The 24,813-nt window shown below is 36.5% G+C and carries 25 protein-coding genes; 16 read left to right on the top strand and 9 right to left on the bottom strand.

Annotation, left to right across the window (positions count from 1 at the left end; translation table 11 throughout):
- Positions 1-17: 17 nt before the first annotated feature.
- Entirely contained in the window at positions 18-608 is a 591-nt protein-coding gene (locus GCWU000282_RS05850; RefSeq protein ID WP_023354113.1) for a hypothetical protein, read from the top strand.
- Between the two features lie 9 nt (positions 609-617).
- Entirely contained in the window at positions 618-1,313 is a 696-nt protein-coding gene (locus GCWU000282_RS05845) for a 5'-methylthioadenosine/adenosylhomocysteine nucleosidase (RefSeq protein WP_023354112.1), read from the top strand.
- Positions 1,314-1,496: 183 nt separating this feature from the next.
- Here GCWU000282_RS05845 and GCWU000282_RS05840 read toward each other — a convergent pair whose 3' ends face one another.
- The 6 genes from GCWU000282_RS05840 to glgB form a co-directional block, all read right to left on the bottom strand.
- Positions 1,497-1,766, bottom strand: a complete 270-nt coding sequence (locus GCWU000282_RS05840; RefSeq protein ID WP_023354111.1) for a hypothetical protein — start codon at positions 1,764-1,766, stop codon at positions 1,497-1,499.
- A gap of 8 nt (positions 1,767-1,774) precedes the next feature.
- Positions 1,775-4,273, bottom strand: coding sequence for a glycogen/starch/alpha-glucan phosphorylase (locus tag GCWU000282_RS05835; RefSeq protein WP_023354110.1), 2,499 nt, complete (start codon positions 4,271-4,273; stop codon positions 1,775-1,777).
- Positions 4,274-4,443: 170 nt separating this feature from the next.
- Positions 4,444-6,519: a glycogen synthase gene (locus GCWU000282_RS05830; RefSeq protein ID WP_023354109.1), complete on the bottom strand. Its 2,076-nt coding sequence runs from the start codon at positions 6,517-6,519 to the stop codon at positions 4,444-4,446.
- 83 nt (positions 6,520-6,602) lie between these two features.
- Positions 6,603-7,721, bottom strand: coding sequence for a glucose-1-phosphate adenylyltransferase subunit GlgD (glgD, locus tag GCWU000282_RS05825; protein WP_023354108.1), 1,119 nt, complete (start codon positions 7,719-7,721; stop codon positions 6,603-6,605).
- 52 nt (positions 7,722-7,773) lie between these two features.
- Entirely contained in the window at positions 7,774-8,961 is a 1,188-nt protein-coding gene (locus GCWU000282_RS05820; protein ID WP_023354107.1) for a glucose-1-phosphate adenylyltransferase, read from the bottom strand.
- A gap of 66 nt (positions 8,962-9,027) precedes the next feature.
- Positions 9,028-10,911 carry a 1,4-alpha-glucan branching protein GlgB gene (glgB, locus tag GCWU000282_RS05815; protein WP_023354106.1) on the bottom strand — a complete coding sequence of 628 codons (1,884 nt, stop codon included), beginning with the start codon at positions 10,909-10,911 and terminating at the stop codon, positions 9,028-9,030.
- Positions 10,912-11,223: 312 nt separating this feature from the next.
- Between glgB and dnaX the strand changes: the two genes are divergently transcribed.
- From dnaX to GCWU000282_RS16595, 12 genes are all read left to right on the top strand, one after another.
- On the top strand, positions 11,224-12,792 hold the full coding sequence (dnaX, locus tag GCWU000282_RS05810) for a DNA polymerase III subunit gamma/tau (protein ID WP_023354105.1): 1,569 nt from the start codon (positions 11,224-11,226) through the stop codon (positions 12,790-12,792).
- Between the two features lie 226 nt (positions 12,793-13,018).
- Positions 13,019-13,729, top strand: coding sequence for a hypothetical protein (locus GCWU000282_RS05805; RefSeq protein WP_023354104.1), 711 nt, complete (start codon positions 13,019-13,021; stop codon positions 13,727-13,729).
- 30 nt (positions 13,730-13,759) lie between these two features.
- Positions 13,760-14,167: a hypothetical protein gene (locus GCWU000282_RS05800; RefSeq protein WP_023354103.1), complete on the top strand. Its 408-nt coding sequence runs from the start codon at positions 13,760-13,762 to the stop codon at positions 14,165-14,167.
- Positions 14,168-14,170: 3 nt separating this feature from the next.
- Positions 14,171-15,247, top strand: coding sequence for a hypothetical protein (locus GCWU000282_RS05795; RefSeq protein WP_023354102.1), 1,077 nt, complete (start codon positions 14,171-14,173; stop codon positions 15,245-15,247).
- A 285-nt stretch (positions 15,248-15,532) separates the two neighbouring features.
- A complete protein-coding gene (locus GCWU000282_RS05785) occupies positions 15,533-15,889 on the top strand; it encodes a YbaB/EbfC family nucleoid-associated protein (protein WP_023354100.1) in 357 nt (118 codons plus the stop codon).
- A complete protein-coding gene (gene recR / locus GCWU000282_RS05780) occupies positions 15,890-16,489 on the top strand; it encodes a recombination mediator RecR (protein WP_023354099.1) in 600 nt (199 codons plus the stop codon). It begins immediately after the preceding gene.
- 235 nt (positions 16,490-16,724) lie between these two features.
- A complete protein-coding gene (locus GCWU000282_RS05775; RefSeq protein WP_035039633.1) occupies positions 16,725-17,828 on the top strand; it encodes a hypothetical protein in 1,104 nt (367 codons plus the stop codon).
- Positions 17,829-17,841: 13 nt separating this feature from the next.
- A complete protein-coding gene (locus tag GCWU000282_RS05770) occupies positions 17,842-19,203 on the top strand; it encodes a DUF5711 family protein (RefSeq protein ID WP_023354097.1) in 1,362 nt (453 codons plus the stop codon).
- Positions 19,204-19,216: 13 nt separating this feature from the next.
- Positions 19,217-20,020: a CvpA family protein gene (locus GCWU000282_RS05765; protein ID WP_035039631.1), complete on the top strand. Its 804-nt coding sequence runs from the start codon at positions 19,217-19,219 to the stop codon at positions 20,018-20,020.
- 8 nt (positions 20,021-20,028) lie between these two features.
- Positions 20,029-20,622, top strand: a complete 594-nt coding sequence (gene yfbR, locus GCWU000282_RS05760) for a 5'-deoxynucleotidase (RefSeq protein ID WP_023354095.1) — start codon at positions 20,029-20,031, stop codon at positions 20,620-20,622.
- Positions 20,623-20,632: 10 nt separating this feature from the next.
- Positions 20,633-21,076, top strand: coding sequence for a GNAT family N-acetyltransferase (locus GCWU000282_RS05755; protein WP_242828929.1), 444 nt, complete (start codon positions 20,633-20,635; stop codon positions 21,074-21,076).
- 159 nt (positions 21,077-21,235) lie between these two features.
- Positions 21,236-21,394: a hypothetical protein gene (locus GCWU000282_RS16595; RefSeq protein WP_156913120.1), complete on the top strand. Its 159-nt coding sequence runs from the start codon at positions 21,236-21,238 to the stop codon at positions 21,392-21,394.
- Positions 21,395-21,925: 531 nt separating this feature from the next.
- On the opposite strand, the gene GCWU000282_RS15845 is transcribed toward GCWU000282_RS16595, so the two are convergent.
- From GCWU000282_RS15845 to GCWU000282_RS16590, 3 genes are all read right to left on the bottom strand, one after another.
- Positions 21,926-22,633 carry a hypothetical protein gene (locus GCWU000282_RS15845; protein WP_023354092.1) on the bottom strand — a complete coding sequence of 236 codons (708 nt, stop codon included), beginning with the start codon at positions 22,631-22,633 and terminating at the stop codon, positions 21,926-21,928.
- Positions 22,620-22,877 (bottom strand): hypothetical protein, encoded by a 258-nt coding sequence (locus tag GCWU000282_RS05740; RefSeq protein ID WP_023354091.1) that lies wholly within the window; start codon positions 22,875-22,877, stop codon positions 22,620-22,622. Before GCWU000282_RS05740 ends, GCWU000282_RS15845 begins: the two co-directional genes overlap by 14 nt.
- A gap of 155 nt (positions 22,878-23,032) precedes the next feature.
- Positions 23,033-23,173 (bottom strand): hypothetical protein, encoded by a 141-nt coding sequence (locus tag GCWU000282_RS16590; protein WP_023354090.1) that lies wholly within the window; start codon positions 23,171-23,173, stop codon positions 23,033-23,035.
- 122 nt (positions 23,174-23,295) lie between these two features.
- Between GCWU000282_RS16590 and GCWU000282_RS05735 the strand changes: the two genes are divergently transcribed.
- Positions 23,296-24,216 carry a helix-turn-helix domain-containing protein gene (locus GCWU000282_RS05735; RefSeq protein WP_023354089.1) on the top strand — a complete coding sequence of 307 codons (921 nt, stop codon included), beginning with the start codon at positions 23,296-23,298 and terminating at the stop codon, positions 24,214-24,216.
- A 92-nt stretch (positions 24,217-24,308) separates the two neighbouring features.
- Positions 24,309-24,806, top strand: coding sequence for an RNA polymerase sigma factor (locus GCWU000282_RS05730; RefSeq protein ID WP_023354088.1), 498 nt, complete (start codon positions 24,309-24,311; stop codon positions 24,804-24,806).
- Positions 24,807-24,813 lie beyond the last annotated feature (7 nt).

The raw sequence follows: 24,813 nt of genomic DNA, 5'->3' as shown, positions 1-24,813 counted from the left end.
ACAGAAAAGGATGGTGTATGAAAAGTAAAATAATCACACTTTGTCTTATTCTATCCATGGGTATTTTTGCTGCCTGTGGGAGTAAGGATTCGAATAAAAGTGAAAGCATAAAGCTTTCAAATGAATTTACTGTTGAAAGTAAAGAACTTGACGGAGCAGTTAAGTTAGACAATATTTTATTTGCAAGTGAAATTTCTAAAGTGAAGGTTTCTGCTTTAAGTGCTGACAAGAAAGGTGCCTCTCTCAGTTATTCTTTGGAACAGGAAGAGACCGAAAAACTGATAAATCTTTTTCAGAAGGAAGATATAAGAGGCATAGAGGTAGAACAGTCAGATTATAATGATACAGCTATGAGAGACAGTTATGGCTATATGGTTGAGTTTGTAGACAGTATGGATCGTTTTTATCCCGGAGTTTCCCGTCTCACCTGTTTTACTACCGCTGATGAAAACTATCTCAGTATTATTGAAGAGGGAGGAAGTACAAAACTCTATAAAATAGAACTAACGGAGGATATAATATCCTTCTTGAATAATGCTTCGTCAGAAAGCTATAAAGAATCTAAAGGAAGAGCCGGATGGTTCAATAAGGCATTTAAGCAGAAATAAGGAGAGATAATGGTTATAGGTATAATCGGGGCTATGGAAGAGGAAGTAGCTAAGTTGAAAGCTGAAATGACAAAAGCAGAGAAAGCTTCTAAAGCAAGTATGGACTTCCTAAATGGGAAACTCTGTGGTAAAGATGTAGTGGTGGTCAGAAGCGGAATAGGCAAGGTAAATGCCGCAGTCTGCACCCAGATTCTGATTGATGATTATAAGGTGGACAGAGTTATAAATACGGGAGTTGCGGGAGGTCTATACAGTGAATTAAATGTAGGAGATATTGTTATTTCAAATGATGCACTTTACCACGATTTTGATGTGACGGGTTTTGGCTATGAAGAAGGTGTTATACCGAGAATGAAAACCTCAACCTTTGTTGCAGACGGTGAATTAGCCACAAAAGCTAAAGAAATCTGTGAAAGAGTAAATCCTGATATCAAATGCTTTATAGGCAGGGTGGTTAGCGGTGACCAGTTTATAAATAAAAAGGATAAGAAAGAATGGCTGGTAGAAAAATTTAATGGATACTGTACTGAAATGGAAGGCTGTGGCATAGCTCATGCAGCTTACCTAAACCACGTCCCTTTTATTATAGTCAGGGCAATCTCAGACAAGGCTGACGGCAGTGCCAAGGTGGATTATAGCGAATTTGAAATGAAGGCAATAGAGCATACTGTGAAGCTTATGACTGAGTTAATTAAAGAATTATAAGACTGAAAAATATAATGATACAAGGATTGCGATAAGTGGAGCCGCAGCAATCCTATATAAATGGGGCCGGCACAATAAGTAAAAGTACAACAAAATACAGTGAATTTGATATCAAATTACCATTGTATTTTGTGTATCTCATCTTAGTGTGTAGCCCCACATTATTTAATACCTACGCTGTTTTTAATCTTCTTCGATAACTTCAATATCCAAGGAATCAAAGTCGATATCATCCACAAAATTGTCTTTTGTAAATCGGGTTTTGCTGTTTTTCTTGAATTCATTTATGTTCTTATCCAGCCAAATAGGCTTGCTTAAGTCATAAGCATAGCATACCTCATCTATTGCACTAAAAATCTTTTTAGTACGGTTCAGGGAAGAATCGGAGTTTCCGATTGTCATATTCTTAACCATCTTCCCCGAAACTATCATTTTTGCCCAAAGTCTAAACATAACTCACCTTACTCAATCGGATTGATGCCCCATATTTCTTCTGCGTACTTTCTTATAGCTGTATCAGCAGCGAATCTTCCGGCAGAAGCTATATTCACAAGGGACTTTTTATTCCAGTCTCTCTGAATCTTATAGTCATTAATCATATCATATCTGGCTCTGCAGTAGTCGCCGAAATCAGCCAGACACATATACGGATCGGCTATTCCATGGTCGCCTACCAGCAGATAGTGGTGGATATCAGAGAAGTCATTGCCATTGATCCCATGCTTTAGATAATCCACAGCCCTCTTCAGGCGATGATTATCCTCATAGTATTTGTAAGGATTATAACCTTCACGCCATCTATCCTCTACATCTTTATCTGTCATACCGAAGATGTAGATATTCTCTTTTCCGACAGCCTCAGATATTTCCACATTTGCACCGTCAAGGGTTCCTATAGTGATTGCTCCGTTTATCATAAGTTTCATATTGCCTGTACCGGAAGCTTCCTTACCGGCAAGAGAAATCTGTTCGGATATGTCGCTTGCAGGCATAATATGCTCTGCCATAGTAACCCTGTAATTCTCAAGGAAAACCACCTGTAATTTCTGACTGATTACAGGATCTTTAGCTATTTCTTCTCCAAGGTTGACTATGAGGCGGATAATAGACTTCGCCCTGTCATAGCCGGGAGCAGCCTTTGCAGCAAAGAGATAGGTCTGTGGCACTATATCTAAGTTAGGGTTTTCCTTAAGGTCAAGATAAAGTGCTATTATCTGCAATGCATTGAGGAGTTGGCGTTTATATTCATGGAGACGTTTTACATGCACATCAAAGATGGAATCAGGGTTAAGCTTAATTCCCGTGTCATGTAAAAGGAGGTCAACAAAATCTTTTTTATTTGCATTTTTAATTTCTGCCAATTTGTCCAAAACGCTGTTATCATTTTGGAAAGCAAGCAGTTTTATAAGGTCAGGTCCGTTTTTCTTATAGGAATTGCCTATGGTGTCATCCAAAAGTTTGGCAAGTCTCGGATTTGCCTGGCAGAGCCATCTTCTGTGGGCTATACCATTGGTGACATTGGTAAATTTCTCAGGAGTATCATCATAAAAATCTTTAAATACAGATTTTTTAAGTATGTCAGAATGTAATTCCGATACACCATTTACATTGTGCGAGCCCATAATAGACAGGTTTGCCATATGTATTACACCGCCGGAAATTAAAGCCATATGGGAAGATTTGTTCCAGTCACCTAAAAACTTATCATATATATGTCTGCAATGTCTTTCGTTTAATTCATGGATAATCTGATAAATTCTTGGAAGGAGCCTCCTCATCATATCCTCAGGCCATTTCTCAAGAGCCTCCGCAAGCACGGTATGATTTGTGTAGGCAAGAGTTTTACGTATTATATTAAAAGCATCATCCCAGGAATACTGATAATCATCCATAAAAATACGCATAAGCTCAGGTACTATCATAGCCGGATGTGTGTCATTGATATGTATAGCAACTTTATCTGCAAAATTATCAAGGGAAGGGTAGTATTTCATATGATCTGCAACTATGTTCTGTGCAGAGGCAGATACAAGGAAATACTGCTGCTTGAGCCTCAGTTCCTTACCTTCGTAATGGCTGTCTCTGGGGTAAAGCACCTTAGAGATAAGCTCAGCCTTATTATTGGCAAGGGTTGCTCTTGCATAATCACCGCTTGAGAAGGAATTCATATCAAAGGTGTCTATATCACGGCTGCGCCATACTCTGAGCACACTTACACCCTTGCTGTCAGCGCCGGATACCATCATGTCATAAGGAACCGCTTCTACTTCTTCACAGTCTACCTGCTCTACAGTAAGCCCGTCATCTGTCCAGTTTTCCTTGACATTGCCGCCAAATTTAACCAAGAAGGTCTTGTCGGTACGTGGTGAGAGCCAAACTTCTCCGCCCGGAAGCCATACATCAGGAAGTTCCATCTGCCAGCCTTCAACTATTTTTTGGCGGAAAAGCCCATATTCATAGAGTATGGAGAAGCCGGTAGCAGGATAATTGAGAGAGGCAAGAGAGTCCATAAAGCAGGCAGCCAGCCTTCCGAGACCACCGTTGCCAAGACCTGCATCAGGCTCCATTTCATAAAGTTCATTTAAGTCATAGCCATGTTTTTTTAATATCTCGCTGTAAACATCGGTTAGCCCCAGGTTATAAAGATTGTTCTTGAGAGAACGGCCGACAAGGAACTCCATACAGAGATAATAAACTCTTTTACCGCCCGACTTATTGGTAGCCTGCTTAAATTCGCGTTTTTTAGCAAGTAAGATATCTTTAACCGTAATTGCGGTAGCTTTATAAATCTGTTCTTTGGTAGCTTCTTCAAAAGAAGCACCAAAATGTCTTGAAAGCTTATCTATTATTGAAGCCTCGACCTGACTGCTGCTTATATTAGAATTTATAGTAGTTTTGGCAATAGAAGGAGAAACTTCTTTTGCATCTTTCTGTTTTTTCTTAAACAATTTATTTGACACAGTAACCTCATTTCCCAGGGCAGATCCCTAAATATTTAAACTTGTTAAACCAATAACTGTATAATTATCACACAGAATCGTAATAAAAGCAAGTTTTTATAAAAATATCATAAATAATGGGTGCCAAATATTTTTTGACACCCTAATCAATATATTCAAAGAATAAAGATTTATCTTCCTAATAACCAGCTGTACATCTCATCGTACTTGTTGGCTGAATTAGCCCAGCTGAAGTCTATGGTTGAAATATATTTTCGAAGCTTATCCCAGTCGTCAGGATTATTATAATAAAGGTCAATCGCACGGTAAATTGCATCAGACATTTCATCCGGATTGTAGCCTGCAAAGGTAAATCCGTTACCCTCACCGAAGCTGCAGTCTGTGATGGAATCTCTGAGTCCGCCGGTTTCCCTTACGATAGGTACTGTTCCGTAGCGGCAGGCTATCATCTGTGAAAGTCCGCAAGGCTCGGACTTACTTGGCATAAGGAACATATCCGCTCCGGCATATACTTTTCTGGAAAGATCCTTATTATAAGTAATCATAGCAGAAACTTTTCCCTGGTACTGATTCTGTAACCAAACAAAATAGTCTTCATATTTTCTGTCACCCTTACCAAGTACGACAAGCTGTACCTCACAATTTCTTACTATGCTTTCCATAGCCTGAGTGATAAGGTCGAGTCCCTTATGTGCCACAAGCCTGGAAATAATAGCTATCACAGGGATACGGGCATCTTCTCTGAGACCTGCAAGTCTTTGAAGTTCAAGCTTATCCTGAAGCTTACCTGAGAAGTCATCAGAAGTAAATTTGTGAGATATAGCTATATCTGTAGCAGGGTTATAACCTTCAGTATCTATTCCGTTTAAGATACCTCTGGTCTTCCAGCTGTTTTTCCTTATCATATCCTGAAGACCATGTGCAAAGGCAGCATCTTCAAGTTCTTTTGCATAAGACTCGCTGACAGTGGTTACACAGTCACTGGTCTCAATAGCACCCTTTACAAGGTTTACACAGCCTTCATACTCTACATAAGCACCTGCTTCAGGAGGAAGATCAAATACAGTAGGCATAATCTTAAGATCATACTGTCCCTGATATTCAATGTTATGTATGGTAAAGATAAGCTTTATATCATAGTGGTATTTACAGTTATTATAAATAGGTATAAGTGCGGTCTGCCAGTCATTTGCGTGAATAATATCGGGCATAAAGTCTATAAAGTAGAAGCTGTCCATGACTGCCTTACTAAAGAATGCATAACGTTCACCGTCATCATAGAAGCCATAAAGTCCGTCACGATGGAAGTAATATTCATTATCTACGAAATAATAAGTTACATTGTCCTGCTTTAATTCAAAAAGTCCGCAGTAAAGATTTCTCCAGGAAAGTCCTACATTGTAATTGCAGAGATATTTAGCGGAATTCTTGTACTGTTCACCCATATCGCTGTAATAAGGCATCATAACTCTTACATCATAGTCTCCTCTGGCAGCAAGTGCCTTCGGAAGACTTCCGAGCACTTCACCGAGCCCGCCTGTAGCGGCAAATGGGAGTACCTCAGAGCCTACAAAAAGAATTTTCTTCTTTTCAGGAGCAGGTTTATCTGATTTATCAGCTTCCTTTGTTATCTCTTTATTTATCATAGCAGCCACCTGTTCAATACTGTTTTCGGTTTCTTTAACTTCTTTTTTAGAACGTCCGGTCTTGGTAGTGTCCTTCTTAACAGTTTCTTTTTTAGCAGGCTTTTCAGTCTTCTTAGCCACCGTCTTAGCAGTCTTAGTAGGCTTTTCAGCTTTCTCGGTTTTCGCACTCTTATTTACCTTTTTCTCTGCTTTGGCCTCTTTCTTTTCAGTTTTAACTTCCTTTTCTTTTGCAGGCTTTTTAGCTTCCGCCTTTTCAGAAGTTTTTGTTTCAGCTTTTTTGCGACCTCTTTTAGGTTTTTCGTCTGTCACTTCTTTTTTTGCAGCTACCGTTTTTTCCTTTACAGTTTCTTCTTTATTTTCTGTCGCTTTTTCCTTTGGTTCTTCCTCTTTTACCGGTGTAACTACAGCCTTTACAGCTTCAGGCTCTTTAACTTCAATTTTCTTTGGAAGCACCATAGGTTTTGTTACAAGATCTACTTTAATTTCGTTCTTAACTACTTTAACTTTTTCTGCTTCTTCAACTATTTTATTTTCTTCTTTTTTTGCATCTGCTTTAACCTTACTGTCTTTTACTGCATCCTTAAGCTTCTTCTTAGCCATTTTAACCTCCCTTTTGAAAGAACAGATTATATAATCACGGCGTCAGTAGGTGGATAACCTCCTGACGCTAATGATATTTATGTTTAAAGAACGGAACCTTTCTCAATGAAGAACGGATGTCCTTCACAGCCGCTTAGATATCTGCCGCCGCGCACCACTGAGCGCTTATCCATTACAAGGTAGTCAATGGATGAATTTCTCTCAAGCACGCAGTCCTGCATAACTACACTGTTGCGTATAACTGCGCCCTGTGCAACGGTTACATCTCTGAAAAGTATGGAGTTCTCAACTATTCCGTCTATACGGCATCCATCTGCTATAATAGAGTTTTTAACTCTTGCATGAGTGCCGTATTTGGTAGGGGCAGAGTCTTTAACTTTGGTATATACAGGGTAGCTTGCGCTATGGAAGAGCTGACGGCGTGCATCTCTCTCAAGTAAAGCCATATTGGCTTCAAAATATCCTGCTAAAGAGTCTATACAGGAGAGATGTCCGGTAAACTCATAGCCCATAACTTTGAATTTTTCAAGACGTGGTGCGATAATATCCCTTGAAAGACTTACAGTTCCGTAGATAAGAGAATCACGAACCAAATCTTTAAGTAACTGGCTGTTGAATACCCATACATTTATGGAAAAATTTTTCTTTCCGCTTATGGTTTTCTGAACCTTTAGGTCGGTAATTCTTCCATCTGCATCTATTTCGAATATACTGCTGGTACGCTCTATAGTACGGGTAGATTTATTTTCCTGATATACACCTGTTATATCTGCACCGGAAGTCTTGTGGAAATCAATAATCTCGTCAAAAGGAAGATTGCATACTATATCACAGTCAGACATAATAAAGTATTCTTCATCACAATGTTTTATAAAGGTAACTGAGTTCTGAAGGGCTTCAAGACGGTTTGTGTAAAGCGGACCGCTTCCTGCCTCACCAAAAGGAGAGAGGATGATAACACCTTCATTTTTTCTGGCAAGATCCCAATCCTTACCTGAGCCCACATGCTTCATAAGGCTCTGGTAGTTAGATTTGGTGATAAGGCCGACTTTGGTTATGCCGGCATTTACCATATTTGAAAGCACAAAGTCTACCAGCCTGTACCTTCCGCCAAACGGAACGGAAGCCATTGTACGGCCACTGGTTAGCTGTGAAACATTTCTATCATGAATATTTGAAAAAACTAATCCCGCTGTTGCCATATTAACCTCATTTCTTATATATTCTATTACAAATTGTAATTAAATTTTATAGTTACTTCAGATCTTCTTCAACCATGGAACCTGCTTCAACCTTTTTACCGTCAGGTATAGTTATCTCCGCACCGATTACAGTAATATCTTTTTCAGCATCTTCTTCACCGATAACTGCCTCATTTCCTACATGACAGTTTACATCCATTATACTGTAATTGATTTCGGCATTTTCGCCAATGACTACATTTGGCATAATTACGCTGTTTTTAATTACAGTGCCTTTGCCGACTCTGATTCCGGAGAAAAGTACGGAGTTAATAACAGTACCCTCTACGTCACAACCTTCTGCTATAATAGAATCCGAAATATTGGCATCATTACCTATATACTGAGGATTGATAGGAGCGTGACGGAAAGAAATCTTCCAGTCCGGATCGGAGAGATCAAGCTCCGGAGCTTCACCGAGCAAGTCCATATTTGCCTCCCAAAGAGAGCGGATAGTTCCTACATCCTTCCAGTAACCCTTGAAAGGATAAGCATAAAGTCCGCGGCCATCCTCTATCATTGCAGGAATTATATTCTTACCAAAGTCGTTTGAGGACTTAGGATTTTCCTCGTCAGCTTTCAGGTAGTTTACAAGTATATCTTTATTAAATATATAAATACCCATAGAAGCCTTTGTGCTCTTTGGTTTAGCAGGTTTCTCGGCAAACTCTGTTATACGGTCATTTTCGTCTGTAGAAAGGATACCGAAGCGCTTAGCCTCCTCAAGAGTAACTTCAAGCACGGCTATAGTTACATCTGCACCCTTTTCCTTGTGGAAATTAAGCATCTTATTATAATCCATCTTGTATATATGGTCACCTGAAAGAATGATTACGTATTCCGGATCATATCTTTCTATAAAATTGAGGTTCTGATAAATTGCATTTGCCGTTCCCTTGTACCAGTCTGCTCCCCTGCTTTTCTGGTAAGGTGGGAGTATATGTACACCGCCGTAGTTACGGTCAAGATCCCAAGGTGAACCGTTGCCTATATAGTCGTTTAACTCTAAAGGCTGATACTGGGTAAGTACACCAACTGTATCAATATCTGAATTAATACAATTAGACAGCGGGAAATCTATAATCCTATACTTACTTCCAAAATAAACTGCCGGCTTAGCGACCTTTTTGGTAAGAGTATAAAGTCTGCTTCCCTGACCGCCTGCAAGCAGCATAGCAAGACACTCTTTCTTTCTTAACATAAAAACCTCCTATATAATATAAAATATTTAACCGGTTAATTTGCTACTGTTATCCTATTTGCAAATTTATGCAAGAACAACTGCGGCGAATGGTGGTATGGTAAGGGAGAGATATTGTTTTCTTCCGTTTACTTCGCCTTTTTTGGTAGTCAGTTTTCCTTCGTTCAGTAAGCCGCTGCCACCGTATTTGACATCATCTGTATTAAAAATTTCTTTATATGCTTTCTTCTTGTCTACACCCAGATAATAGTTTTCTCTTAATACAGGTGAGAAATTGATAACAAATATGATTTCCCTTCCGGATTTTGCTACTCTCTTGTAAGATATTATGTTGTGATCCGCATCATCAGCATTCAGCCAGGAGAAGCCCGACCAGTCATCTTCTATTTCCCAAAGAGCCTTATGATCTAAGTAGAAGTGGTTTGCATCTTTTACAAAGTCGTGGAGTCTGCGGTGGGTCTCATAATCGAGCAGATTCCAATCAAGCTCCTTATTGAAATTCCATTCATCAAACTGCCCAAGTTCACTTCCCATAAACAGAAGTTTTTTACCCGGATGGCTGAGCATATACATCAGGAAACCTCTAAATCCGGCAAATTTCTGCTCATAATCACCCGGCATCTTATTAAGGAGTGAGCCCTTTCCGTATACTACCTCATCATGGGAGACAGGAAGTATGTAATTTTCGGAATATGCATACATCATCGGAAAGGTCAGCTTTTGATGTTCATATTTTCTGAAATAAGGATCGGTTTTAATATAAGACAGACTATCGTTCATCCATCCCATATTCCATTTATAATGGAAACCTAATCCGCCGTCACCGCTTGGACGGGTAACCAACGGCCAGGCCGTAGATTCCTCGGCTATCATAATTGTACCTTCTGCCTTAGTAGCGATAGCATGATTTAATTTTTGTAAAAATGCTATTGCCTGAAGATTTTCATGCCCGCCATGTTCGTTAGGACACCACTGTCCGTCAGGTCTGTCATAATCAAGGTAAAGCATTGCGGCAACTGCATCTACACGAATACCGTCTATGTGATATTCTTTGGCAAACATCATTGCGCTTGAAACAAGAAAAGACTGAATTTCTGCTTTTCCGAAATCAAATATAAGAGTTCCCCAGGATTTATGTTCTCCCCTTAACGGATTTGGATCTTCATATAAAGGTGTGCCGTCAAATCTTGCAAGAGCAAAGTCGTCTTTTGGGAAATGTGCGGGTACCCAGTCTATGAGTACACCGAGTCCGGCTTTATGTGCCTTGTTTACAAAATACATAAAGTCTGCGGGAGTACCGTATCTGGAGGTCACGGAAAAATATCCCGTTACCTGATAGCCCCAGGAGGCAGGAAGCGGATATTCGGTTATCGGCATAAGCTCAAGATGGGTATAGCCCATGTCTTTTACATAAGGGATAAGCTCATCAGCCAAGTCACGATAACTTAAAGGGTTACCGTCCGCATGTATCTTCCAGGAGCCTACATGAACTTCATAGATATTCATCGGAGCAGGCTTGAAGATATCAGCTCTTTTCTTAAGCCAGGCATCGTCAGACCATTTAAAGCAGCCGTCTAAGAAATATACCTTTGAAGCTGTACTTCCGTCAGTTTCGCTGTGAAAGGCATAAGGATCAGCCTTAAAATGAATTGAATCATCGTGATGAGTAATTGCATATTTATACGCACTATATTCAGGAACATCAGGAATAAAGACTTCCCAAACGCCTTCGGCTACAGGTGTTGCCGAAGAGGCATTTACTTCCCAGCCGTTAAAATCACCGACTACAGATACGTTTTTAGCATTTGGAGCCCATACTCTGAAAATTACACCTTCTTTTCTTCTCTTTGTAGTTTTATGGGCACCAAAATATTCATAGGCAAAATAGTTCTCACCCTCCCTGAAAAGCTTAAGTTCTTTCGGAATACTTTTAACTTTTGATTTGACCATATTTTGACCTTCCTTAGATAATCTCAAATTATATACTTTTTAGATATTTTATAGTGATAAAAGTCTGGCGGCTGCTCTTAACTACTATAAAAATCCGTATTTTAGCAGATAATTTGGAATAAATTGCTACAGTTCTAAAACCTTTAGATTTTAGTTGCAAAAAAGTAAATATACCTTTATAGTTATTATACCTATAAATGAATATATTTACAAGTTTTTTATGCGTTTTATATAAAAAAATATCGAGGAATTTATACCTTTGTGTGTAATAATTACAAGGACAAGGTTTGGTATTGTATCAGGGAGGTAGACATGTCGTACACAGCTTTATATAGAAAATTCAGACCTAAGGGTTTTGATGAAGTAAAGGGGCAGGACAGTGTAGTTACTGTACTTAAAAATCAGATTAAACATGAAAAAATAGGTCATGCTTATATGTTCTCAGGTACCAGAGGAACAGGAAAAACCAGTGTGGCAAAAATATTTGCCAAGGCAGTAAATTGTGAAAATACAAAAGACGGAAGTCCCTGCGGAGTTTGTGAGACCTGTAAGAAAATAGGGGAGGGCAGGACTTTAGATGTAATAGAAATAGATGCCGCTACCAACAATGGCGTAGATAATATGCGTGAGGTAATTGAGGAGGTAAAATATTCTCCGACAGACACAAAATATAAGGTCTATATAATTGACGAGGTACATATGCTTTCAAGCGGGGCCTTCAATGCTCTTTTAAAAACCCTCGAAGAGCCGCCTGAATATGCAATTTTTATTCTGGCTACCACAGAGCCTCATAAAGTACTCCCTACTATTAAATCAAGATGTCAGAAATATGATTTCAGAAGAATTTCCATAGAGACTATTTCGGACAGGCTTAAGGAACTGATGGATAAAGAAGGTAATACTTACGAAGAGGAAGCTTTAAAATTTATTGCAAGAAAGGGAGACGGTTCTATGCGAGATGCCCTAAGTCTTCTTGACCAGTGCCTCGCCTTCTCGTTTGATGAAAAATTAACCTATGATAAGGTGCTCAATGTCCTTGGCTCTGTAGATACGGATTTGTTTAATAAGCTTTATATAGCAATAAAAAGAGGTGATGTTACAACCTGTATGGATATAGCCGAGGAAATATCGATGAACGGAATTGATATAGGGCAGTTTACTCTTGATTTTACCTGGTATTTCAGAAATCTTCTTTTATTAAGAGTGTCTAAGGCTGCGGCAGACAGGATTGAAATAAGTACGGATAAGCTTGCTGAGCTTAAAGAGGTAGCTAAAATCGGTGAAGAAAATGATTTATACAGATATATAAGAATATTTTCAAAATTATCGGCAGATATTAAATATTCTACTTCAAAACGTGCCGAGCTTGAAATTGCCCTTATAAAGCTTTGCAGACCCGAAATGGAAGAAGACAGGGAAAGTCTTATAGCCAGGATAAATAAGCTTGAAGAAATTATTGAGAGCGGTGAGTTTACAGGAATTAAGAAGACAGAACTTCCTTCGGAGAAAGAGGAAGAAGAGGAGATAAAAGCACCTGAAGTAAAGGCACTTCCGGATGATATTAAAAAGATAGCCGCTTCATTTGGAAGTATAATAAATGCAAAGGAAGTAAAACAGCCGCTTAGAACAGTATTGTACAATGCAAGACCTTATTACTCCGAAAATGGGAATTTGCTGGTTTTAGCAGTGTCTGAGGCCTTTGATAAAGAATGGCTTGATAAAGAGGAAAGCATAGAACTTGTGAAGAAAATAATTTTTGAAGAAGTCGGTGTCAATGTGGAAGTAAAAGCTAAATTTGAAAAAGAAGCCAAACAGGGCGGAGACATAAGAATGACAGGACTTGATAAGGTTGCCGCGGGATTATTGACATATGAGGATTAAACGGAGAAGAGCTGCATAAGTGCCTCTTTCCTTATGTTATATATAAAAATATTACAGAAAGTGAGGGAATATGGAAGCTTGGAAAGAATATTGTAAAGCCAAAATTCCTAAAGCAACTTATACAACAGACATATGTTTTGGGGAAGATGGAAGATTGACTGTAAAACTGGCAACCTGAGCTGATGAGTATAAAATAGATAAACAGATAAAAATAGAATTTAAAAATGTGAATTCTTTTAAAATATCCGATGAAAAAACAATTGAGCAGAATGAAAATATCATTTATGAAGTGGAGGATGAAAATTATACAAGTGAAGTAAAAAGAATAGTAAGTAGCAAGTTGGAAGGGGACAAAGGGCACATATATATTATAGTTACGAATACTTATAATATGAGTTTTGTAAGTAAATCAGAACCTGAAATTATAGAAATAAAGGGGATTGATTTTAAGACAGAAAATATAACACTTTATCAGGTTGACAGTTTTTATGAAATGAAAGAATTGTTACAATGTAAAGAGATTATTTTTTGTGAAGATGAACAAGATAGTTATGCAGCAGTAGGTTTTGGAAATTATATAGTTTTTGGAATGGCTTACTGCAATTATGGAATAGAACCTATATTTAATTTGGACAGAGAAAGTGGGTTGTGCTATATTGCTACCGGGAAAAATTTGATTTTATTTGATTTTAATAATGAAAAAATATTATTTAATGAAAAATTGTCCACAGTAATTTTAGATGTAATAAATATTAGAAACGATGTTTATGTATTATGTGATTTAGAATTAATTTGTTATAGTGAGAAAAAAGAAAAATGGAGTACTGCATTCAGAGAGATGGTTACGAATTATGAATTGTTGGAAAATGAAAGGTTATGGCTTGATTGTGATGGAAGACAACTAATTATAAATTTACAGGATGGAACTGTGGAGTAGTATGATATTATTAGATGATTGAGGTATAATATGGAAAAATGGAAAGAATATCGTAAGGGAGAGATTCCGAAAGGAAACTACAAAGCAAAGGTTATTTGCGGAGATTCAAATTTTTTGATTATAGAGTTAAGAAGTAAAGAGAATAGGCTGATTCTTGATTTTGGAATTACTGAGGCTGTAAGGATATTTGATAGAAGACTTGTAGATTTGGATATGTATGAGAATATTGAAGGACTGAAAGAGGATAATTTCTCAAATGTTATATATGAAGTTGAAGATGGAAAATATCTGAAAGAAGCAAACCGGTATTCAGGTGGGATTTTAGATATTGGGGATGCAAAACAATATACTGTCATTACAGAAAATTTATACATTGATGTAGTTTCTTTTTGGGAGTGCAGGCTTACACTAATGAAGAAATTAAGAAAGGTTAGATAGGCTATGGAAAATTGGAAAATATATCGTGAGGATGAGATACCTAAAGATGTTTATATTGGGGATATCTCCTATGTAGAGGATAACAATCCGGTAATAAAACTTGAGAATTGGCATAATGGCAGAATCATAAATTATATTAAATTGGAATTTAAGAATATGTATTCTGTCAGAGTATTTGAGGAAGGCATGGCATTAAATAAAATTTTTGAAGATATAATGAAATTCAAGCCTGATCGTCGCAAGAATGTGATCTATGAAGTAGAAGATGGGGATTATGCAAAGGAAGTAAGAAAAATAGTCGGAAGAAAACTTATAGGAACAAAGATTTATCAATATGTAATAATGACAGAAAATTTTTTCTTTGAAATTGTGACAGCTTCAGAGCCTGTAATTACTATGATGGAAGAAAAGGCAGAGAAGGAGGCATATTTCACATATTGGGAGAATTATAGGTTGAATAAAGTTGATTTAATATTCAAACACCTTGAAGAGCCTGTTTATATGTCAAAGGATGAAAGCCGTCATGAGACAGGCGTAGAATTTACAGAGGGAGAATATCATTATAAATATCTTCTTGGTGACGGACTTGAGCTTATAGACAAGGAAAACAAAAATATATGTATAGATGATGAAAACTACTGGTCTGTGCTTACCATTGATAAAGACGGAGTAGTAGATAAAGAGATAGAAAGCTACGCAACGCTTCTTGAATACGGCATTTTCCATAAAATGATGGAAGTTGTACCGGATAAAGAAGAATCAAAGATATTTAATGCAGACAAGGACAAACAAGCTGTGTGTGTGCTTAGCTTTAATGAAATAAAAGGACTTCATATTGCAACCGTAGCCTGGTATAAGCCTGATGGAGAACTGTATAGATTCACGGAAAATGATTTTGGCAGTTATGAAGAATCGGATGATGATAAGGTTATGTTAAGGTTCTGGTTAGATATAACCGAAATAGATGAAACTGACTTTGGGAACTGGACAGTAAGGACTTTTCTGGATGGGGAAATGATAAAAGAAGACAGTATTATTATTTCAGGAAACAGTATGAATAAAATTGATACTAAATGTTAATTATGGGGGCTGTCGCATTACAAATGAGATACACAAAATACAGTAATCATTTAATGATAAATTTACTATATTTTGTTGTACTTTTACTTATTGCGACAGCCCCTCTTCATACTTGGGAAAAACCTTTAAAACTTATTATAGAAATAATCGTCAGCAATTTACCTGCTTCGGGATTATTGACATATGAGGATTAAATGAGATAAACTATAGTGAATGCCAAACTTAGGCATATAGGGAGATGATTTCCCTTAATTAAAAGTATTATATAAGAAAGGAATAAACAAAATGGCAAAAAGAGGTGGATTTCCGGGTGGTGGAATACCGGGCGGAATGGGAAATATAATGAAACAGGCACAGCGTATGCAGAGGCAGATGGAAGAAAAACAGAAAGAAATGGAAACCAGGGAGTTTGAAGGAAGTGCCGGTGGCGGAGTTGTAACTGTTAAGTTAAACGGTAAAAGAGAAGTGCTCGGAGTAAAACTTGCAGAAGAAGTTGTAGATCCTGAGGATATCGAAACATTAGAAGATCTTGTAGCAGCGGCACTTGGTGAGGCTCTCCGCAAGGTGGAAGAGGCAAGCAACGCTTCTATGGAGCAGCTTACCGGTGGTCTTGGTGGTTTGGGTGGAGGATTCCCTTTCTAAATGGATTATTATGGAAAACAGGTTAATAAGCTGGTCGAGGAACTTTCAAAGCTTCCGGGCATAGGAGTAAAGACCGCAGGCAGACTTGCCTTTCATATTATAGGTATGCCTAAGGAAAATGTAGAGGCTTTATCTTTGGCAATAAGTCAGGCGAAGGAGAATGTCTGTTATTGTAAGGAATGTTTTACTCTGACAGACTCTCCTCTTTGCCCGATTTGTGCCGATAAGGAAAGAAATCACAATATGATAATGGTGGTTGAGAATGTAAGAGACCTTGCAGCTTATGAAAAAACTAAAAAATATGACGGAGTTTATCATGTACTACATGGTGTAATTTCTCCTCTTTTGGGTATAGGACCTGCCGATATCAAGCTGAAGGAACTTATGGTAAGGCTTCAGAATAATGATGTGGAAGAAGTTATTATAGCTACAGGTTCCAGCCTTGAGGGAGAGACTACTGCTATGTATATAAGTAAACTAATTAAGCCTACGGGAATAAAGGTGACAAGAATTGCCAGCGGAGTTCCTGTGGGAGGCGATCTTGAAAATATTGATGAAGTAACCCTGCTTCGTGCCTTTGTTGGCAGAACTGTACTTTAAAAACAGTAGAGCTGCTGTAATAGTACAGCAGCTCTACATTTAAATGAGAGGGGGAAGATGAAGTATTTCTTTGGGGAAAGTTTTCTTCATCTACAAGTAACAGTATAAATGTTAAATGTGTTAAATTTGTGTTCAGATTATTAAAAAAATGAGAAGATTGTTTAATATTTGCTTAGTGAATATTATTGAACACTATTACCCTAATTGGGGCTATATTATAAAAAGGAGAACAGGTATGGCAAATAATATCCTTAATGAAGGAAAAGAAACTCTTAAGAAAATTTATGAAGAAGTAAAGGATCTCGGACAGAACGAGCTAAGAGAAAAAGAATTAATGGCGGCGGAGGATAATACCGAAAAAGCTCTGGCCGATAAAGAGAAGGCGGTAGCAAAAGAAATAGCCGATACCATAAAGAAGAGACGTGAAGAAATAATTAAGACCTTTGATCTGGAAGAAGACAAGTTAACAGGCATAGCTAAAAAGACAAGCCAGAAAAGGGAAAAATACAGAGATGGCAAGGTTTCAGAAAGGATAAGTACTGAAACTATAAATTTTATAGAAGCAAATAAACAGATAAAAGAAGAAACTAAAAAACTGTATAAACAGACGAAGACTCCGGGCTTCTTTAATTCGGGCTTGTATTATACCCTTTTCATGCCGGGAAGTCTAAAAGACATGGTATATTGTTTTTTGGCCTTTCTTATATTTTTTGCAGGTGTTCCTTCACTTATATGGTATTTTCTTCCTAACCCTATTGAAGTTTATATGATAGTGCTTATGTACCTGGCGTGTATTGCTGTGTTTGCCGGGTTATATATCTTTATTTTCAGTGTTTCAAGATCAAAGTACAGAGATACGGTTTTTGCGGGCAACAATGCAAGAAAAAAAATAAGAAACAATAAAAAGGTTATAGCAAAGATAAGCAACAGTATAAGAAAAGACGAAGATGATTCGCATTACGGACTGGAAAATTATAATGCCCAGTTGGAAGATTTACAAATTCAACTTGAAGACCTCGCTGCTAAAAGAAAAGAAGCTTTAAGGGTATTTGATGAAAGTACCAAGAAGGTAGTTACAGATGAAATACAAAATACAAACCAGAGTGAGATTGACGGCTATAAGACAAGGCTTGCGGAGATTACCGCTGATTTGTCAGGTATAAGGGCTTATATAAAGCAGAGAAAAATATTTATAGCCGAAAATTATGAAGTTTTTCTCAGTAAAGAAATGGTGGATGCAGAAACTTTGAAGGATTTAATTGAGATAAGTGAAAAAAATCCGAATGCTTCTATCGGTGAATTGATTGAACTGTATAAGCAGCCGGTATCCGAAAATTGAAAGGCAATGGATAATGTCTGATAATAAAGAACTGAATGAAAATGAATTAAAGGAAGATAAAATTAAATCAATTTTACTTAATATATCGGAAGAGGAAGATTCTGAGTCGGATGAAATAAATGAGGAGGAAGAGAGACGAACTTCGGCAGGGAAATGGATTAGAGGGATAATAATTGCTTTAATCCTGATAGCGGTTGTTCCGTTTGCGGTAGTCAGTATATTCTTTAGTAAGAAAACTTACACCGGATATGAGACGATTGTAGAATCTGCGAAGAATCTTCCGGAAGGTTCAGGTTATGTGACAGATTATGGCAAAATACTTTGCTATAATAATGAAGGAATATCTGTCTACAACAGCAAAGGCGAAATAGAATGGAATGCTGCTCTTAATATGACAAATCCAAAGATTACCACCAATAACGGCTGTGCGGTGGTTGCAGATATAGGCGGCAGAAATCTTTTGGTAGTAAATCATAAGAATATTCCTGCAAAACAGGTAAATCTTCAGATGCTTCAGGATATATTGCTTGTGGATATATCTGAACAGGGTGAAATTGCAGTGCTTATGGAGGCGGATAAAGGATATAATATCCAGTTAATCAATCCCTATGATAACAATAACAGTCTGAAAGCAGAGATAAAAACCTATTCTAAAGATGACGGCTACGCACTTTCAATGGCTATGTCAAAAGATGGATCAAAGTTAGTAACCGAATATGTAAAGACTGATAATAATGAAATAAAGTCTACTCTTACTTTCTATAACTTTGATAAAATAGGCGAGAACTCAAATGCCGACAGAATAGTGGGAGTTTTCCCTTTTGAAGATACTATTTTTCCTAAGTTAAAATTTGCAGATAATAATACAGTCTGTGCATACGGAGATAATAAGATAGTCTGCTTTGAGGCTAAAAGGGAGCCTGCTCTCATCTGGGAAAAGAAAATCGCCGGCAGGATTGAAAGAATAGCAGAGGATGAAACCGGCTTTGCCGTGCTTGTAGATGAAAGTAATATAGCAATGGTAGACAGTACAAGCGTTGCAAGCGGTTCTGCTGTTTCTTCCGATTATATTGACAGTGATTACTTAAATAATGAGACGGTGAGTAAAGATAAGCCTGTAGTGTATTCATTTACATACAGCGGAAGTAAGAATTTTGCGGAAGCAGTGGATATTAATGCTAAAGGAATGAGCTTTAATGATGGGGAAACAGTGTTGTATTCTGAAAATAACTGCATAATATTTGACAGCAATGGAAATCAGAAGTTTAAGACTAAGTTTAATGATGGGATAATAAGCCTTTTTCCCACCAATAATAAAACAAAATATTATGCGGTATTGGGGAAAAAGTTAAAAGTAATAAAATTAAATGAATAGTTTGGAGTATACAATGTCTAATTTTATATTAATAATGGTAGTTGTAATCTTTGCAGCCTGTTTCTACGTGGGCAGCAGGAGGGGACTTGTAAGAACCGTATTCGGCCTTTTTTCTTCAATAGTTGTATTGCTTGCAGGTACGGTAATTTCGCCGGTTATAAGCAATCAGTTAAGAAATAATGAAAAAATATTTAATGCTGTTTCAGAGAGGATAGAAAAATCTCTTGAAAATTATCAGAAAGGTAATGAAAAAACTGTAGAGGATAAAAAGGAAAATCCTATAAAGGACAAGGGAAAAAAGAATAGCAAAAAAAGTAAAAAGAAAAATATAAAAGAAGCAAAAAATGATGTAAAGTTTAGTGCGGATGAATTCTATATACCTACCGACATTTTGGGAAACAATAAAGCGGTAGAAGAAATTGTATCTGATATCCTTAAAAATGAGCATTTTACCAGAGCTAAAGAAGAGATACAAAAAGAGGTAAACCATAGGGTTGCCATCTACCTTACAGGTATAGTGATTAACTCAGGAACTTTTATCCTTGTATATCTTTTACTTAGTGTAGGGCTTTTTGTATTGAGCCATGTACTTAATATTATCAGTAAACTTCCTGTATTAAATGAGCTAAATCGTGTGGGTGGAGGAATAGCAGGTCTGTTCCAGGGACTTGTTATAATATGGCTTATATTTACACTTATGATAATATTTATAGATAAACCTTTTATACAGGACGGAATGAGACAGATAGAGGGAAACATATTCTTGAAACTGCTTTATGAATCCAATATTATAGCGAAGGTAATAGGGCTTAAATAGGAGGAAAAATGAAAGGGGACTATTCATTTTTTGCAATGATGTCAAGGCTTAAATATATTAACCGCTGGGCTTTAATGAGAAATTCAAGAGAAGAGAATTTAAGCGAACATTCGCTTGAAGTAGCTATGCTCTCCCATGCCCTTTGTACCATTGGAAATAAGCGCTTTGGAAAAACGTTAAATGCTGACAGGGCGGCTCTTATAGGACTTTACCACGATGCTACCGAGATAATTACGGGGGATATGCCAACCCCTGTGAAGTATTTTAACAGCAATATAAAAAGCGTGTACAAGGAAATAGAGCATACTGCCTGTGGCAAACTGCTGTCTATTTTACCTGAAGATTTGAGGGGTGAATATGAAGCAATATTTGAACCGACAGATGAGTATAAAAATGAGAAAGCTCTGGTTAAGGCAGCAGACAAGCTTTCAGCCTATATTAAATGTCTGGATGAGAAGAAGGCTGGGAATAACGAGTTCTTGCAAGCTGAGAAAGCCACATTTAAGGCGGTTAAGGAGCTAAACTTAGAAGAAGTAGAAGTATTTATGAAGGAATTTATGCCGGCTTACAGCAGGACTTTGGATGAAGCCTGTTTGCTTTAAGGAGGATATGTTGAAGATAAGAAATTTGGAAGTTCGTGACAGAGAAGAAGTATTTAAAATGATGAGAGTTTTCTATGATTCGGAGGCTGTACTTTATACGGCATCTGATGAAATTCTATACAAGGATATAGATGACTGTCTTTCTGCTCTGCCTTTTATAGAGGGCTATGTATTTGAGGAAGAGGGGAAGCTTTTGGGTTATGCAATGGCTGCTAAGAGTTATACTACGGAGTATGGCGGACTTCTCATTTTTATAGAGGATTTATATATAAAGGAAGAGTACAGAGGGCTTGGCATAGGCAGCAGTTTCTTTCATTTTATAGAAGAAAAGTACAAGGGGCAGGCTGTGAGATATAAGCTTGAGGTGGAAGAAGAAAACCAGAATGCAATTTCTGTATACAAAAAGCGTGGATATAATAAGCTTGGGTACTTTATAATGAGTAAGGAAGTGTGATGTAATTCATTGTTGTATTTGCATTTATAGTTGTGGAATTAAGAAGAATGATTAGTCACTATTTTAGTGAAAAATATTCTTCTTATTTTTTTATCTTGTTATATCGGACTGACACTTTTAAATAATGGAAGTATTACAGGGCAGGGCTTATTTATACTTATGATGATTGCTCTCGGAATTTTTAAACCGATTTTAAAGGCATCCGGTTATGTTGACAGGTTGGCACAGATGGAAACAGTTGCAAAGGAAATAAAAGAAAAAACAATGACTGCGATAATAGGGAATTCAGGTTCAGAAAAATCAACTTCAGCGATCTAATTGGCAAATGGTTAGACTGTAACCATCGTGACAACTAGCCTACAAGACTTGCTCGGTCTTTAAACGAGAAGAACCAAAGGAAGCTTCCTGGATTCCTTTGGTTCGTTTTTTTGTGAGCCATGCTCTTCATCAGTCAAATTTTTAGTACATCTTGCTTATACATCATTCTAAATCGTAATTCAAGTTCAGTACAATCAAATTTATATTTATATTTTTTTCAATTCACCTTTTTCAGCTTATTTTGAAACTTTTTCATCACCAAGTGCAGAAACGCTATTCCTGCTTATACTCTCAATACCGACATTGGAATCGGCACACTCTGTCCGTTTTTTATACGGCATTACAAAAAAGTCATTGAATACCTTTTATTATGTGTGTTCCTATGCACTATATGGTGCGGTATTTTTTGCCACTTTCATGCCAAAACATCGAACCACCAATAAAATCATCATCAGTAATAAATGCCTTAAAACAGGTGTTTTTTAGGCAGGTACATTACTTATAAAGTTGTAAAGTGGTGTATTGTATAAATTATCTCACTCTTGTAATAGTACAAAATCCTGTACATCTATATGCAAGTCCTGTTCCGATTTTTTCTGGACCACTCCAAAATTTTTTAAGCATAATGTCATACTCATATACCTCATATGCCGGATATCCTATTACTGTAAGAGTTTGCAAGTATTTTAATTTAGCCGATGTGGAGTCGCTTAATGAAATGCTTGAGGTTACATTAAAACCAACTCCGGCACTAATTGTATTAGCATCAATGCTAAAACTGGCACCTAAATTGGTTGAAAATGTATTTGAACCGGTTCCGGTTATTGTAACGGTTTTAGTAACAGTTTTTTTTGCAAAGTTAGTAGAACTATTTTCTGCTATTTTAGTGCCACCACAAGCCTGTCTGGGACCACTGACATTATCAACATATATAGAATCAAAAAATAAAGGGGTATTTAATGGCTTATAGTCTTCGTGTCTGTTAAAAAGAGTTACAGTAATACTCTCATAATCAGTAATGCCATATGCCTTGGCGATTTCTTCAGCATTTAATACACCGTATGTAGTTGTTTCTGAATCTTTTCTTATAACGGAATTGTAATCTACTTTAGGCACTGCCATATTTCCTGAAACGGTCAGACTTTCATCAGAAAAAGCAGAAGTTTTTTCTGTATTAGAAAGAACTAAGATTGAGCAAAGTAATACCATACATAATTTTTTGAAACTATTTTTTAACATATTTTTCCCTCCTAAAAAAATAAATTGCCATTATTAAACCTATTATTATAAGTCCAAAACTAACCACATACATAGTTGTAAAATCAATTACATATTCTAATGAATTGTATATATTACCAATAGCAAATTTACTGGCCATTCTCCCCAGTATAGGAAATGTTTTTGAAATTATACCCATAACCAGACTAAAGAATATGCCAATAATGACAAGTGTGAAAGAAAAGACTGCACCTATTTTATTCATTTATCTATTAGCTAAAAAATATTAGCTACAATACCTCCTTTACTACAATGTCAGATTAAACTTTGCTTAATGCCAATATTGAGGCACTAATGAAAGTATCTCCATTTTTATATCTCATTGGATTTATCTTTTTCATAAATTATCCTCCTCGTACTTTAATCTTCTACAATATTTAATAGCTTTATTTCTCCGCGGTTACCGGCGGAGTAAGTGCTATCAGATATGTTAAATGAAACAAATAAAAGTATGTATAAGGTTGAAAACAGCATAACAGCTTTACCTAATTTCTTTAACATATTTATTACCCCTACTTTACTTAATCACTCTATACCTATATAATACATTTAAAATATTCAAATTGCAACGGACTTTAAAGTCCGATTTAGTACATAATTAATAAAAACTTAAGGAGATTAAAATGTATTATAACCTTTTTTTATTTGGAGAAAGACTAAAAAGTATAAGAGAAAAACTAGGTCTTACACAAAAACAGGTTGTAGATATGGCTTTTATAGACGAAAGAACTCTTAGAAGAATGGAATTGGGGAAAGTAATACCTAAACTTGAAACCCTTGAAGCATTATCGATTATTTATAAGACTGATTTGGTTTCTGCTATTATTGAAAGCCGCATTACAGATTATTCTATGTTATTGCAAACGCAAAGAAATATAGATTTAAAACTGATAAATGAAGAAATGTCTAATTTTGAAAATGAATTTAAATTGATTGATAAGTTATTGGAAAACATTGAAAATGAATACTATAAAATACTAATTACGCAGTTTAAGTTCTTTCTTTATGGTATTAGATATTATAAAAATAAAGAATATCAGAGTGCACTGAATATGTATATAAATGCTATTAAACAAACATTAAATGATTTCTCGCTTGATAATTATAAGGAGTACAGCTTTTCACTAATGGAAATCAGAATACTTATGAATATAGCCCTAGTTGAGGACAAATGTGAGCAGGATGAAAAATATGAAGAAATACTTAAATTTTGCGTAAACCAGTGTGACGAAAATAATGAAATGTACCCAAGAATCTGCCACAATCTGGCAGGTGTGTATAGAAAAAAGGAAGAGTATAGTAGAGCTTTGCTTTATGATAATAAAGGGATTGAAACATGTAAGAAAAATATTTTTGCTGATACCTTAGCAGTATTGTATTATGGTAAAGCTTTTGCTGAATACAGACTTGAAAAAACTGAATATAAAAAGTCTCTTGATTTATCTTTGCAACTATGTAAGATATTCGAACAAATAGAACTAATGAAACAAATAATAGTTAACTGTGAAGATGTTTTAGGAATTGATATGTCTGAGTATAAATAATATTTTTATTTCCCTTGCAACATTTTAACCATAAACCAACACTTATTAAGTGAAACATGTTTAATGCCAATGAGGCAGATAGAGGTTAACCTATGATTAGAAATGCAGAAACATTTACAAAGCTGTACTCTGAGGTGGCGAAGGACTTGTACAGGTTAGCACTGTATTTTCTTAAAAATAAAGAAGATGCAGAGGATATAGTAGGTGAGGCTGTACTTGATGCATACAGACAGATAGAAAGCCTCAGAGAAGAAAGCCTGTTTAAGAACTGGATAATAAAAATCTTAACCAATAAATGCAAAATGAAATTAAAAGATTATGCCCTATGCAAAGAGAACCCGAGTGAGAATATAGTGGAACTTTCGGATGAGAGGGCAAAAAGAGAAATCCACAGAGATGAATTTAACAGGATGGAACTAAAGGAACTCCTTATGGAACTTGAAAATGAAGAAAGATTTATTATCTGCCTTTCTGTTTTTGAGGGCTATAAGGGAGATGAAATAGCAGAGCTTTTAGGCCTAAAACCTGCAACGGTCAGGTCAAAAAAACAAAGAGCCTTAGCTAAACTGGCAAATATAATTAAAGAATAGGAGGTAG

The organism is Catonella morbi ATCC 51271, from assembly GCF_000160035.2.
Taxonomy (GTDB): Bacteria; Bacillota; Clostridia; order Lachnospirales; family Lachnospiraceae; genus Catonella; species Catonella morbi.
Note: the sequence above shows the minus strand (reverse complement) of the source record. Positions and strands in the feature narration are given on the sequence as shown.